Raw genomic sequence first — 13044 nt, 5'->3', positions numbered from 1 at the left:
AGCCCTCGTTCAGGCCCCGGCGGCTCGGGCTTCGCCGATCGCTCGGGCGAGGTCGGCGATGGCGCGCTGCAGGGGTGACGCCGGCGCGCCGCTCCGGGGTCCGTCGACCAACGACCGCGCCCTCGTCACGTCGGTATCGGCCTCGTCGAGTCGAGAAGCCGCGACGAGCACTCTGGCCCGGTTGACGAGCGCTCGCGCCGTCGGGCTGTCGGAAGGCGCCTGATCGGCGAAGGCCAGTTGAGTGTCGGCCGCGGAGACGGCCAGGTCGAAGGCGCCGGCCTCGCACGCGACCCGCGCCAACTCCTCCAACGACACCATCCTGCCGTTCCGTTGCCGCGCGGTGAGGGGCTGATCGTCGAGGCGGGCCGCCGCCGCCGCGAGCACCCGCCGCGCCTCCGCGATCTGTCCCGCTTCGGTTCGGATCGCCGCCTCCAGCGCCAGGGTCTCCCCTTCGAAGGAGACTCCGGCCTCCGCGGTGAACTCCTGTTGCGCCGACGCCAAGGCGTCGAGCGCCGCATCGAGTTCATGTCGACGAAAGAGTGCCCACGCGAGGTGGTAGTGCCCCCAGCCCAGTTGCACGCCGTCGTGCGCGCGCCGGGCACGGTCGATGATCTCCGACGCGAGGAGTACGCCATCGAATTCCTCGCGTTTCTCGACCACCGATGCCCAATGGAGGGTTCCGATCAGTCGGGCGATGAGGGCGTCGTCATCGAGCGCCCGCGCAGATTCGACGGCCAGGCCGAACAGCGCGACCCAGTTCCCCCAGCCGACCCAGACATGGGCGAAGCCCTCCTGGAGCAACACCGCCAGCCGTGTCACGGTGGCGTGCTCTCCTTCGCGTGCGGCGCCCTGCATCGCGGGCCACCAGTGTTCGACCTCGCGACGGATCCAGGACGAGGCGTCGTGCTCCGTGACTGAGGGCAGCTGGAGCTGGCGGTACTTCGGGTCGACATCGGACTGAGGAACGAAGACCCCGGCAGATCGGCCGAGCTGCAGGAGGAGCCAATCCCGGAGCCGAGCCGCCACGACCTCCCCCTCGGCCTCTGCAAGGCGCGATCGCCCGAACAGCCGGGTCAGGTCGTGCATCCGGTAGCGGTTCCCCCCGGTGGCCTCCACGAGGCCCGATTCCACGAGATCGTCGAGGTGATCCTCGATCACCTCGAGATCGCCCCCCGCGCCGGCCGCGGCCAGACGCGCATCGAAGGTTCGACCCTCGATCACTGAGACGGTTCGGAACAGCGCCGCGACGGCCGGGTCCAGGTCGTCATACGAGAGGGCGAACGCCGCCTCGACCGACAGATCGCCCGCCACGAGAAGGTGGAGACGGCGCTTCTCCGAAACCAGCCGCTGCGCGAACTCGGCAGCGGTCGTGGTCGGGCGGCTCGCGACATGGTTGCCCGCGATGCGCAATGCCAGCGGATTCCCATTGCACAGCCGCGCGAGATCCCGAACCGCGGAGTCCGTTCGCTGCCCCTCCGGAACGACCTGTTCCAGCAGCCGGATGGCGTCAGCGAGCGGGAGGGCGTGCAGCGCGACACGGGTCGTCGCCGTCAGTCCCGCGAGATTGCGGCGGGAGGTCACCACGACGAACCGGATTCCGTCCACCAGGATGGGCCGCACCTGTTTCTCCTGACCGGCGTTGTCGAGGATGACGATCGGATGCGCGACCGCGCACACGCCCCGCCAGCGCGCCGCCGCGGCTTCGAGTGTGGAGGGAAGGGGCCCGTCAGGATCGGCCTGCTGAAGCAACCGCCGCAATGCGTCGAGCGATGGAACCGGCATCGCACCATGGCCGACGAGGTCGGTGAAGACGACGGGTGATCCGCCGGCCTGTCGTCGGGTCGCCTCGACAGCCAGCGTCGTCTTGCCGATTCCCGGTGGTCCGGTCACGACGGCAAGCCCTCCGACGACGCCCACGAAGTGTTCCAGGCGCAGCAGTTCCTCGGTGCGACCCACGAAGTCCTGGATCGACACCGGAACGATCCCCGGATGCGCTTCCAGCTCGGCCGAGGTCGGCTGCAGCAACCAACGCCGGGCGTGGGCGTCCAACGAGAAGCCGTCGGCGAGCGCCAGCAAGGTCCTGCGCCGAGGCACGGCGCTCACGCCGCGTTCGATGTCGCTGATGGCACGAACGCTCACACCTGATCGCTCCGACAACGATTCGAGGGTGAGATCGGCCGACAGACGAAGGCGCCTGAGACGCTCCGCAAGCGGGCCGGGTGCATCCACGTCGAGCTCCCTCTTCGTTCGGTCAACGCGTCAGGAAAGGGTTCCGACCATCCTGCCTCTCCCCCGCTCCGGCCGCTACACCGTCTTCTGAGAACTCTCCTCCCCCAGGACTGTAACGAGAATTCCCTCGCGCGCGGGAACTTCGAACACATGAAATGAGGCGTACGCCGTCTCAGCCGTGCCCTCCTCCACTCGCATCCGGCCCGACGGATACGGATGCGCGTCATGCCGAGCCCAGATGCGCCGGAAGTCGCGGTCTCTCGCCGACAGCCGCCCGACCAGCTGCTGGAAGCGGTGGTCGTACGGGTCGCCGTGGTAGCGCAGAGCGGCCGTGTACTGCGCGGCCAGCGCCTCCCATCCGTCATCTCGTGCCGCAGAGAAGTGAGACTCGACGAGGTTGAATCCGGGGCGGAACCGGCGGTCACCGATCGTGGCTGCCGGACCATTCACCAGGAGCAGCTCCAGGTTCCCCGACATCACGAATGCCGGAATGCGCGTCCACCGCTCGAGCAGCCGGCTGAGATCGGCAGGCACGGACGCCGGGTTCGCCGCCGAAGACGGGTGCCGGCGCCGCAGGCGGAGAAGATGCTGCTCCGCCCCCTCGTCGAGCAGAAGCGCCCGCGCAATCCCGCGCAGCACATGGTCCGACGGTTCCCGCTCATGACCCTGCTCCAGTCGCAGGTAGTACTCCGCACTGATCGAAGCGCGCTTCGCGACCTCCTCCCGGCGGAGACCCGGCACCCGGCGATTGGGCTCACGCGTCAGCCCGACCGATTCCGGCTGGATCAACGAGCGCCGCGCCCACAGATACTCGCCCAGCACGGTGGCCGAGCGGGTTCTGGGCTGCACGTCGGTCATGAGCGGGCTCCCGCCGCGCCCGTGCGCATCGGTCGTTCGACCACCTCGATCGGCATCACGCTGCCACCTTCAGCGATCGGATGGCGTCTGCGCTGACCGACCCCGGTGCGGCGTGCAGGATCGTCACGATGTGGTTCTCGTCTCCGGCCGGCGTGAGGCTCTGCTGATCGAACGAGACGCGTCCGAATCTCCCGACGTCGAGATGGAGTTCACCCGACACCAGCGGGGCTGCCTCATGGATCGCCCACATCCTCCGGAAGTCGGGGTCGCGCATCGACAGGAGCCCGACGATGTCCCTGAAGACCGGATCGCCCGGATCGCCGTAGAAGCGAAGCGCCGACACGGCGCGATTCGCCGAGGCCTCCCAATCCCGGTCAGAGGCACGCCAGTCATCGCTGAAGATCTGCAGAACCAGGTTTGCGCCGGGGCGCCAGGCTCCCGGCAGGATCGCCCGAGCCAGGTCGTTGAAAGCGATCAGGCTCTGATTGCGATCCGTCAGGTAAGCCGGGGTCGATGACCACTGGTCGAGCAGGCCGCTGAAGCCGGCCCGAACCGCCTCCGGCAGTTTCGCCGTTCGGGATGCCCGCCGGGCGCCCGATTGGAGGCTCACCAGACGCGTCATGTAGCGCACTGCTGCCGCGTCGAGCATCAACGCGCGGGCGAGGGAGCGCAGCACCTGATCGGATGGCTGATGGCCCCGGCCCTGTTCGAGGCGCAGGTAGTACTCGGGACTGATCCCCGCGAGCTCGGCGACCTCCTCGCGCCGCAGCCCCTCGACACGACGGCCCGGCATAGTCGTCAGACCCACGTCCTCCGGTCGCACAGCGGCACGGCGCGCCCTCAGGTATTCGCCGAGTGGTGAGTTCACCATGCACCTCGCATCCGGGTCGGGAAGTCGTTCATGCGACCAGTGTGACCAGGGCCACCCCATCGAGACCATGCAGAAGACAGGCAGATTGGGAGGATCGGCAGGGCTGGGTGTCGACCGCAGGCTGTCCGCAGCAGGGCCACGTCCGCTCGTTCCGATCTCCTTAGCGTGTGATGCAGACGCACGAAAGGCAGACCCAAGCCGCGGCGCTGGTCGACGCCTTCGTCGAGCGCACGACCAACCAGATCTGAGGAGACCGATCATGGCAACACTGCTCGAGAGAATCATGGATGCGCACGGCGGCAGCCGCTGGAACGAGGTCGACCAGATTTCCGCCACGCGGCACTTCGGCGGCGCGTTCTGGGCGCTCAAGGGCGTCGCCGGCATCGCCGACGAGGGGCGATTCACGGTCGACCTGAAGCGCGAGCACAGTCAGCTCTACTCCTTCGGCGATGCGGGGTTGCACACCGACTTCACGCCGGGACGGGTGGCGATCGTGCGTTCGGACGGCAGCGTGGTCGAGGAACTCGCGCACCCCCGCGCATCGTTCGACGGCCACGAGTTGAGCACGCCCTGGAACACGCTCCACCTGGCCTATTTCACGGGCTACGCCATGTGGACGTACAACACGGAACCGCAGTCGTTCACCCTCGAGGGCGTCGTCACCGAGGAGATCGGCGCATGGACGGAGGAGGACGGGCAGGTCTGGGACCGACTCGAGGTCACGTATCCCAGCTCCCTGTCCACCCACACACCGGTGCAGATCGTCTATGCGGACTCGGATGGCGTGCTGCGCCGACGCGACTACACCGTGGACATCGCAGGCGGATCGCCGGCGGTGGAATACATGACCGGGCAGGCGGACTTCGATGGGCTGCTGCTGCCGAAGCACCGCGAGATCTTCGTGCGCGACGAGGCAGGGCGGGCCGTGCCCGAACCACTGCTCGTCTCGATCGACATCGACGACGTCTCGGTGCGATGATGCCGGAGCTCAACCGCTCGGTAGAGCGAGCCGGTCGAGTCGGCGGGCCGCGACGTGCTCCTGGCACCAGCGAACGGCGCACCCGGGTCTCCCCGGGTGCGCCGTGTCGTCAGTGCTGGAGGCGGTTACTGCTGAATGAAGGCGAGCAGGTCGGGGTTCAGAACCTCGGCATGCGTCGTCAGCATGCCGTGCGGGAAGCCCTCGTAGATCTTGAGGGTCGAATTGCTGAGCAGTTCGTGTTGTTTCAGCGAAGCATCCTTGTAGGGCACGATCTGATCGTCGTCGCCCTGGGTGACCAGCACCGGCACGGTGATCGCCTTCAGGTCGGCTGTCTGGTCGGTCTCGGAGAAAGCTTTGATGCCCTCGTATCCGGCCAAGGCGCTGCCCATCATGCCCTGACGCCACCAGTTGTCGATGATCGGCTGGGAGGGCTTGGCTCCTGGCCGGTTGTAGCTGTAGAACGGACCGGATGCCACAGCCTGGTAGAACTCGCCTCGATTGGCCGCCAGCGCTTCCCGGAAGCCGTCGAAGACCGAGAGCGGCGTTCCCTCCGGGTTGGCATCGGTCTGCACCATCAGCGGGGGCACCGACGACACCAGAATCAGTTTCGCCACGCGGCCCTGCGGCTCTCCGTACTGGGCGACGTAGCGCGCGGCCTGACCGCCGCCGGTCGAGTGACCGATGTGGACGGCGTTGCGCAGATCGAGGTGCTCGACGACGGCGGAGGCGTCGCTGGCGTAGTGGTCCATGTCGTTGCCGGTGGCGGTCTGCGACGATCGGCCGTGACCGCGCCGATCGCTCGCGATGACCCGGTAGCCCTTCGAGAGGAAGTAGAGCATCTGCGTGTCCCAGTCGTCGGCCGACAACGGCCAGCCGTGGTGGAACATGATGGGCTGCGCGTCGCGGCTGCCCCAGTCTTTGTAATAGATCTCCGTGCCATCATCCGTGGTCACAAACGCCATCATCGACCTCCGATTTCATGTCGAACCGAGCCGTGCTCGGACGACTGCTGGACATTTCGCCGCTCGATGGAGCGGCTGGGGTGCGACCACACTAACGCGGGGGGAACGGCGAGTTCAACGGTTTGGTACCGGTGGGATTCAAACTCCGACGCGCGCCCTCGCGTTGCAGATTTCAGGCCGTCATTCGGGACCGGTGATGGCTGATGAGTGAAACGATGAGTGAAACGCATCTTTACCGACATGGTGTCGTCATATTCATAGCGGGTTCACGTTCGCTGAGGGCGTGAGCCCCGGCGACGAGGACGATAATGGGTCGGTGCCGAAGATCACCGCCCCCACTGTCGCGGAGCACCGCGTCGCGCAGCGTGGCGCCCTCGTGGCGGCCGCAAAAGCGATCATCGCCGAGAGCGGCGTGGCTGCGATCACCCCGCGTTCCGTCTGCGAACGGGCGGGCCTTGCGCGATCGAGCTTCTATGAGTACTTCCCCTCGAAGGACGACCTGCTGGCAGCGATCGCCATGCAGGCCTTCGACGAGTGGGCAGCCGAGCTGGAGGCCGCGATCGCTGCCGCTGCGCCCGGGCGTGGCAGGCTCCACGCCTATGTCGCGGCGACGATCCGGATGACGGCCGACGGCAAGCACTCGCTGGCCACCGGACTACAGCAGGCCGACCTCTCTCCTAAGAGCGTCGAGACCATCATGGCCATGCACGACGCCCTCACGACGCCGCTCCGCACCTTGCTCGAAGAGCTGCGGATCCCGAACGCGGTGGCCCAGGCGGCGCTCGTGCAGGGGGTCATCAACGCCGGCATGCAGTTGGTGGGTCATGGGGTTCCGCCGGGGGACGTGATCGATTCCGTCAACGGGATCCTCGACGGAGGCGTGCAGGGCTGAGCCGTCGCCGATTTGCTCCGCGTCCTGGATGGTGACACACTGTCGGTAAGTTACTGACACTGTGTCGGTTCGTTGGCATTCTGCCATGCCCTCTCCTTTAGGACGTGATGATGTTCCTCGCTGCGCGCGAACTCCGGTTCGCTCGAGGCCGGTTCACGCTGATGGGTATCGTGATCGCTCTGATCGCCGTGCTCGTGGTGCTGCTCTCCGGTCTTTCCTCCGGTCTGGTCAACGACGGGGTCTCCGGGCTCAAGTCGATGCCGGCCACCGCCTTCGCCTTCGATGAGGGCACGATCACCGACAACGCGTTCAGTCGTTCGCTGGTCGACGGCGAGCAGCTCGCCACGTGGCAGGAGGCCGAGGGCGTCGACCAGGCGGAGCCGATGGGCGTGAGCATCGTCAACGGCACCACCGACACCGACCACCAGGTCGACCTGACCCTGTTCGGGATACAACCCGGCGGATTCCTCGACCCCGCCGTCTCCGGTGGAACCGCGGTCGGCGACGACCTCGGCGGCATCGTCGTGTCGGAGACCGCGAAAAGCGAGGGACTCGAGCTCGGCACGGTCGTGACCCTCGACAGGATCGGACTCGAGCTGAAGGTCGTCGGCTTCACCGAAGGGCAGGCCACCTTCGGTCACGTCGACGTGGCGTACCTCCCCATCGACACCTGGCGGCTGATCGCGTCGAACACGGCGCTGCCCGGAGCTCCGACGGCGGAGCAGATCGCCGCGCTCGACTACGACTACTCGAGCGTCGTCGCCCTCGACGCGCCGTCGGGAACCGACCTCACCGCCATCGACGCGACCGCCGGCACGATGACGATGTCGCGCACCGAGGCCTTCAACGCCTCACCGGGCTACGAGGCCGAGACGCTCACGCTCACCATGATCCAGGTCTTCCTCTACGCCATCTGCGCACTGGTGGTCGGCGCGTTCTTCACCGTCTGGACGATCCAGCGCAAGGGCGAGATCGCCATCCTCCGCGCTGTGGGAGCGTCGCGCGGCTACCTCCTGCGGGACAGCATCGCGCAGGCCGCGATCCTCCTCATCGGCTTCACCGCGATCGGAGTCGCCGCCGGCGTCGGGCTCGGCGCCATCATGCCCGACGCGATGCCCTTCGACCTCGAGGCCGGCCCGATCGCCGTCGCAAGCGTTCTCACCATCGCCCTGGGTCTCATCGGAGCGGTTCTCGCCGTCGTCCGGATCTCCCGAATCGACCCCCTCACCGCGCTCGGAGGCCGGCAATGACAACGACCCGCACACTCGTACCCGCACTCGACATCAACGACGTCACGCTGGAGCTCGGCGACGGCGACGCACGCATCCGCGCTCTCGACAACGTCTCGCTCACCGTCATGCCGGGCGAGTTCGTCACCATCGTCGGACCGTCCGGTTCGGGCAAGTCCTCGCTCCTCGCGGTCGCCGGCGCCCTCACCAAGGCCGACTCCGGCACGGTGCACGTGCACGGCACCGACCTCGGCCGCATCCGCGGCAACGCGGCGGCACGCTTCCGGCTCGACACCATCGGTTTCGTGTTCCAGTCGGGCAACCTCATCCCGGCCCTCACATCGGCCGACCAGCTCCGACTCATGGGGCGCCTGGCGGGCAACCCGTCGGTCGACCCGGCACCGCTCCTGGACGCGGTGGGCATGAAGCACCGCGCCAAGCGCCGCCCGGCACAGCTCTCCGGCGGTGAGCGCCAGCGCGTGGGCATCGCTCGTGCCCTCGTCAATTCCCCTTCGCTCCTGCTCGTCGACGAACCCACGGCGGCGCTCGACCGGGCCCGGAGCCACGAGGTCGTGCAACTGCTCGCCGAGCAGGCACACCGGGCCGATGTCGCGGTGGTGATGGTCACCCACGATCACGAGGTGCTCGAACACTGCGACCGCGTGCTCGAGATGGTCGACGGCACGCTCTCGCCCTACACGACTTGATCCCACCGCACCCCGACACGAACAGGACCAGACATGGAAATCGTCAAGAACATCGTGCTCGCTCTGCACATCATCGGAGTCGCCAGCCTGCTCGGCGGCATCCTCGTGCAGATCTCCGCCATCAAGCTCGGAAAAGCGCGCATCATCCCGGCGATCCTGCACGGCGCCTGGGTGATGCTCGCGACCGGAATCGTGCTCGTCGGCCTCCAGTACCCGCTCGGTCACGAGGTCGACAACGTGAAGATCACCATCAAGCTCGTCATCCTGATCGCCATCCTCATCATCGCCCTGATCAACCGCAAGCGGGAAACCGTCGCCCGCTGGGTTGTTCCCACGCTCGGCGTACTCACGGTCGCGAACATCGTCATCGCGACGGTCTGGCGGCCCTACAACTGATTCGAGCCGTTCCAGCGAACGATCCCAGTCCTAGGAACGCGCTGACTCTGCCGCGACCGTGAACGCTTGCTCTGCCTCTCTGCCGAGCCCATGGTCGGCGAGCAACGCGCTCGCGGCGGCGAGGTCAGAGGCAGTGTCCGCTCCGGTACGTACTTTGAGTTCCACACGGTAGAGCAGCGCCTCGAATACTTCGATCGGCGGGGCGTCGGGATAGCGGGTGAGTCCTGCGTCGAGCACCGCGATCGCTTGTGCGTCGTCGCCGCGCGCATCCCCTTGCCGTGCGGCGACGTCGATCACTCGGGCCAGGCCGGATCGACGTTCTGTCGCTTCATCCTCGGACGAACCCTCCCGATAGAAGCGGAGCCAGTTGCCGCCGACATCCACGACCGAGAACCCCGTCGCGGTGCCGGCCTTGCGTCGCGGTGGGAGCAGGCGCGGGATGCCCTTGGTCGGAACCCTGCCGTACAGTTCCCGCAGCCCAGCCTTGAACGCGTCGTGGCGCTCACCGGGCTCTGAGACGGTGATGATGGCGCTGCCATACGACGTCTCCGGGTCGAAGCCCTCAATGGCGGACAGGTGGATCGCGATGTCGTCCAGCTTCACGACCGCGCATGGGTAAGGTCTGCGCTGATGGAAGCTGACAACGAACCCGAGCGCGACGTAGAACGCGAGCGCGTCGTCCAGATCCGCGCACGTCAAGACCGGATATATGCGTTCGCCGGCCATACGGTCCCCTTCTTCGACGAGCCGTCACGATTCTACCCGGCGCAGCCGGTTGCGCTTTCGCTCGTGCTACTGCACGAACCTCGCGGACGCAAACGCCAGATCATCGAAATGGCACACATTCGTTGGCCGGGCCAATACTCTCGACCTGGGGGCACATTGTGTGGAAGGTTCCAGCGCGGCGGGTGGCCGTGAGCCGACGCAGGCTCGCGTCTCTTCCAGCGCCGGTGCGGGTCTTGTTGCTTGTAGCGGTCGCGGGCCAGATCGTCTACGTCATCAGCCTCATCTTCCCGGTGACGGGTACCGAGCTGATCGTGGATGCGTGGGTGTCGATGATCGCGGAGTGGACGGCCGTGCTCACGTGCTGGACGGCCTTCGCGCTCATGAAGTCAAAACGGATCGTCCCGGTGCTGGGATCGGTGGCGGTGACCGCCACCGTGTTGGGCGACTCACTCTTTCTCGCAGCGACCGACGGGGATGGTGTGACACCGTTCCCATCCCCCGCAGACCTCTCCTATCTCGCCTTTTACCTGCTGCTTCTGGCCGCAATCATCCTGGCTGCCCGGGACCTACTGGCAGGCCGGGGTGCCGTCGTCGTCTTCGATGTCATCGTGGGCTCCCTCGGCGCCGCCTCAGTCCTCGCCCTGGTGCTCACACCGGTTCTTGACAGCACGATCGTCAGCTCAGACCCCGTCGCCTCCGTCTTGTCGTTGTCGTACCCGGTTCTGGACGTGCTGCTGATCGCGGCCTTGGTCGGTGTGCGTGCTTCTGACCGGTCGGGTGCGTCCTGGATGCCGCTCATCCTCGGTTTGGTGCTCTTCGCGGGCGCCGACATCGTCTACGCCATGGATGTCCCAGGCTCGGGCTACGTGGTGGGAACTCTGCTCGACGCCGCGTGGAGCGTGGGAGTGCTCTTGATCGTTCTGTGGGTCTGCCTGTGGACGGTGCCGGGCGAACCCGCACTGTCCCCTACCCTCCCGTCCCGGGTGGGGACGGCTGTCGCGGTGCTCGCGATCGTGTGCGCTTTAGCGGTCCTCGTGATCGCCCCCGCAGTGTCGGGCTCCGCGGTGGCCGTCGTCCTGGCGGTGGCGACTGTCGTCTGCACGATCGCCCCGGTCGCCATCCGTCGCCGGCACCTGCGCGCCCAACGGGATCTCGACCCCCTCACCGGGTTGGGCAACCGCAGCCTCGTCGAGCACCGCGCCGACACAGCGCTGCCGTTCCTCTCCACCGCGACCGTCATCCTCATCGAACTCGACGATGTCGGCGAAATCTCGGAAGGGCTTGGCCACAGCACGAAAGACGACGTTCTACGGCAGGTGGCAGCAAGCGTGCGCGAGGCAGCGCCGAGCAACGCGACGATCAGCCGACTCAGTGGAAGCGAGTTCGTGATCTTCGCACCCGAACTTTCCCGTGACCTACAGGAGCCACTCCGCACCGGCGTGCATGCGGCGATCGCCCGTCCCATCAGGGTCGCCGATCTGGACCTCGTGATGAGATCCACGGTCGGTCTCGCCACCTTCCCCGAAAACGGCGACAGCTTCGTCGAGCTACTCAAGCACGCCGAGTCTCTCGTGCGCCGCACCCGGACGCGACACAAGGTGCGCCGCGACGACAGCGACCATCCCCCTTCGGACGCACTGAACCGGCTCAGGAGCCTTCACGAACTACGGTCGACGATCGGGAGGGAGCAGATCGTGCTCTGGTACCAGCCGAAGATCCGCATCTCCACCGGCACGATCGACGGGGTCGAGGCTCTGGCTCGCTGGGAACATCCGACGCGAGGGCTACTCGGACCCGACCAGTTCATCCCCCTGCTGGAAGACGCGCAGTTGATGACCGGCTGGACACACGACATTCTCGTGGAAGCACTAGACCAGGCGGCACAGTGGGCAGAGCAGGGTCTTTCGATGCCGGTCGCCGTGAACGTCTCGGGCAGCTCCCTCACCGAATCGGGATTCGTGAACCAAGTGCTGCCGCTCTTGCACGAGCGGGGACTCTCCCCCGCACTCCTCACGCTCGAGATCACCGAGCAGCACGTCATCGACGACGCCGACCGCGTCGCCTCGGCCCTGTCCCCTCTGCGCGAAGCCGGCGTCCGCATCTCCCTCGACGACTTCGGCACGGGATTCAACTCCCTCACGTCGCTGCACGACCTCGTCGTCGCCGAACTCAAACTCGATCGCAGCTTCGTCTCCGCTCTCACCGTCGATGCGCGTGCGCGGGCCCTGGTGCGATCCATCGTCTCCCTGGCCCGCGAACTGGGCATCGATACGGTCGCTGAAGGCGTCCAGATCCCGGAGGAACTGACAATTCTCGCGGAGGTCGGCTGCACTCGCGCCCAGGGATACCTCATCTCCAAACCGGTCCCGGCCTCGGCCATTCCGCCCCTCACCGAGACAACCTTGCTGCCGTCGAGAGAGGCGGATCCTCGAGAACTCGCGGTCGCTGAGGAACGAGAGTGACCTTTACACGAGGAGGGACGAGCGATGACCACTGAACCCGCTCACCCTTCCTCCCTCGAGCGACAGGGTTCGGCGGGGGATGTGGTGCGGGTGTTTGCACGGTCGGCGTGGTGACTATCCCAGTTGCGCAGCCCCGAAGCCGACGCTGAACTGCACGCACCACAGCGAGACGCTGCGATAGGCGGTGAGGTCAACCTCCGCGGGGATGTCATAGACCTGGTTGCCCTGGTTGCCCTTGATGACGCCGAGATCGACGTAGGCGGTACCGCCTGCCAGGAACCAGCCGTCCAGGCCCTCAACCGCATCCGCGGCGCTCAGCCAGACGTGCACGTCTGGACCGTTGGTGGTGTCGAGATTCTCGATCGCGAGCACGCGCGTGCCGTCCGGGTTCCCGATGATCGTTGCTGTGCCCGTCGTCGCGTGCTCTTGGCTGACGAAGGAGCCGGACGCAAGGACAACCGGCACCGGCTCGGGCACTTGGTCCGGCACCGAGTCGGGCATCGGTGTCGCGGACGAGTCAGGGTCCGCGGTTGCGGCGGGTTGGGTGCTCCGAATCGTCGGCAGCGCCTCGTCGACCCGCACATCACTGAACAGCAGCCACGGCTGAAACACGACCAGCCCGACGATCAGGGCAGCAGCCGCCACCAGGCCGCCAAGGACGAGAAGTGCCCGCTTCATGACCGCAGTGTAGCGACATGACCTCTGCGAACGAGTACGGTTGCTCGGGCGTTGC

Annotated in this window: 12 protein-coding genes; 6 read left to right on the top strand and 6 right to left on the bottom strand. The window is 66.9% G+C overall.

Annotated features, from left to right (window positions below; all coding sequences use genetic code 11):
• Positions 1–9: 9 nt before the first annotated feature.
• From N1027_RS08295 to N1027_RS08285, 3 genes are all read right to left on the bottom strand, one after another.
• Positions 10–2229, bottom strand: a complete 2220-nt coding sequence (locus N1027_RS08295) for a helix-turn-helix domain-containing protein (protein WP_259506872.1) — start codon at positions 2227–2229, stop codon at positions 10–12.
• A 75-nt stretch (positions 2230–2304) separates the two neighbouring features.
• Entirely contained in the window at positions 2305–3087 is a 783-nt protein-coding gene (locus N1027_RS08290) for a helix-turn-helix domain-containing protein (protein ID WP_259506871.1), read from the bottom strand.
• A gap of 55 nt (positions 3088–3142) precedes the next feature.
• On the bottom strand, positions 3143–3958 hold the full coding sequence (locus N1027_RS08285) for a helix-turn-helix transcriptional regulator (RefSeq protein ID WP_259506870.1): 816 nt from the start codon (positions 3956–3958) through the stop codon (positions 3143–3145).
• A gap of 259 nt (positions 3959–4217) precedes the next feature.
• Between N1027_RS08285 and N1027_RS08280 the strand changes: the two genes are divergently transcribed.
• Positions 4218–4937: a hypothetical protein gene (locus N1027_RS08280; RefSeq protein WP_259506869.1), complete on the top strand. Its 720-nt coding sequence runs from the start codon at positions 4218–4220 to the stop codon at positions 4935–4937.
• A 125-nt stretch (positions 4938–5062) separates the two neighbouring features.
• Here the strand turns inward: N1027_RS08280 and N1027_RS08275 are convergent, their stop codons facing one another.
• The gene (locus N1027_RS08275; protein WP_259506867.1) at positions 5063–5899 is read right to left on the bottom strand and encodes an alpha/beta fold hydrolase; all 837 of its coding nucleotides are present in this window, start codon (positions 5897–5899) and stop codon (positions 5063–5065) included.
• 316 nt (positions 5900–6215) lie between these two features.
• Here N1027_RS08275 and N1027_RS08270 point away from each other — a divergent pair, with 316 nt between their 5' ends.
• From N1027_RS08270 to N1027_RS08255, 4 genes are all read left to right on the top strand, one after another.
• On the top strand, positions 6216–6791 hold the full coding sequence (locus tag N1027_RS08270; RefSeq protein WP_259506866.1) for a TetR/AcrR family transcriptional regulator: 576 nt from the start codon (positions 6216–6218) through the stop codon (positions 6789–6791).
• Positions 6792–6901: 110 nt separating this feature from the next.
• Complete coding sequence (locus tag N1027_RS08265; protein ID WP_259506864.1) at positions 6902–8041, top strand: ABC transporter permease; 1140 nt, start codon at positions 6902–6904, stop codon at positions 8039–8041.
• Entirely contained in the window at positions 8038–8727 is a 690-nt protein-coding gene (locus tag N1027_RS08260) for an ABC transporter ATP-binding protein (RefSeq protein WP_259506863.1), read from the top strand. The genes N1027_RS08265 and N1027_RS08260 overlap by 4 nt, the downstream gene beginning before the upstream one ends.
• Positions 8728–8760: 33 nt before the next feature.
• Entirely contained in the window at positions 8761–9123 is a 363-nt protein-coding gene (locus tag N1027_RS08255; protein WP_259506862.1) for a hypothetical protein, read from the top strand.
• 30 nt (positions 9124–9153) lie between these two features.
• Here the strand turns inward: N1027_RS08255 and N1027_RS08250 are convergent, their stop codons facing one another.
• Entirely contained in the window at positions 9154–9849 is a 696-nt protein-coding gene (locus N1027_RS08250) for a DUF8817 family protein (RefSeq protein WP_259506861.1), read from the bottom strand.
• A 233-nt stretch (positions 9850–10082) separates the two neighbouring features.
• Here N1027_RS08250 and N1027_RS08245 point away from each other — a divergent pair, with 233 nt between their 5' ends.
• Positions 10083–12311 carry a putative bifunctional diguanylate cyclase/phosphodiesterase gene (locus tag N1027_RS08245; RefSeq protein WP_259506859.1) on the top strand — a complete coding sequence of 743 codons (2229 nt, stop codon included), beginning with the start codon at positions 10083–10085 and terminating at the stop codon, positions 12309–12311.
• A 114-nt stretch (positions 12312–12425) separates the two neighbouring features.
• Here N1027_RS08245 and N1027_RS08240 read toward each other — a convergent pair whose 3' ends face one another.
• Complete coding sequence (locus N1027_RS08240; protein ID WP_259506858.1) at positions 12426–12989, bottom strand: DM13 domain-containing protein; 564 nt, start codon at positions 12987–12989, stop codon at positions 12426–12428.
• Positions 12990–13044: the final 55 nt, after the last annotated feature.

The sequence above is a fragment of the Herbiconiux aconitum genome, assembly GCF_024979235.1.
In the GTDB taxonomy this organism is placed as follows: Bacteria; Actinomycetota; Actinomycetes; order Actinomycetales; family Microbacteriaceae; genus Herbiconiux; species Herbiconiux aconitum.
Note: the sequence above shows the minus strand (reverse complement) of the source record. Positions and strands in the feature narration are given on the sequence as shown.

Bases quoted from the DNA above. Each gene is read 5' to 3' on its own strand.
- N1027_RS08280 (WP_259506869.1), top strand. From the start codon at position 4,218: ATGGCAACACTGCTCGAGAGAATCATGGATGCGCACGGCGGCAGCCGC.
- N1027_RS08260 (WP_259506863.1), top strand. From the start codon at position 8,038: ATGACAACGACCCGCACACTCGTACCCGCACTCGACATCAACGACGTC.
- N1027_RS08275 (WP_259506867.1), bottom strand. From the start codon at position 5,899: ATGGCGTTTGTGACCACGGATGATGGCACGGAGATCTATTACAAAGAC.
- N1027_RS08250 (WP_259506861.1), bottom strand. From the start codon at position 9,849: ATGGCCGGCGAACGCATATATCCGGTCTTGACGTGCGCGGATCTGGAC.
- N1027_RS08285 (WP_259506870.1), bottom strand. From the start codon at position 3,958: ATGGTGAACTCACCACTCGGCGAATACCTGAGGGCGCGCCGTGCCGCT.
- N1027_RS08255 (WP_259506862.1), top strand. From the start codon at position 8,761: ATGGAAATCGTCAAGAACATCGTGCTCGCTCTGCACATCATCGGAGTC.
- N1027_RS08290 (WP_259506871.1), bottom strand. From the start codon at position 3,087: ATGACCGACGTGCAGCCCAGAACCCGCTCGGCCACCGTGCTGGGCGAG.
- N1027_RS08240 (WP_259506858.1), bottom strand. From the start codon at position 12,989: ATGAAGCGGGCACTTCTCGTCCTTGGCGGCCTGGTGGCGGCTGCTGCC.
- N1027_RS08265 (WP_259506864.1), top strand. From the start codon at position 6,902: ATGTTCCTCGCTGCGCGCGAACTCCGGTTCGCTCGAGGCCGGTTCACG.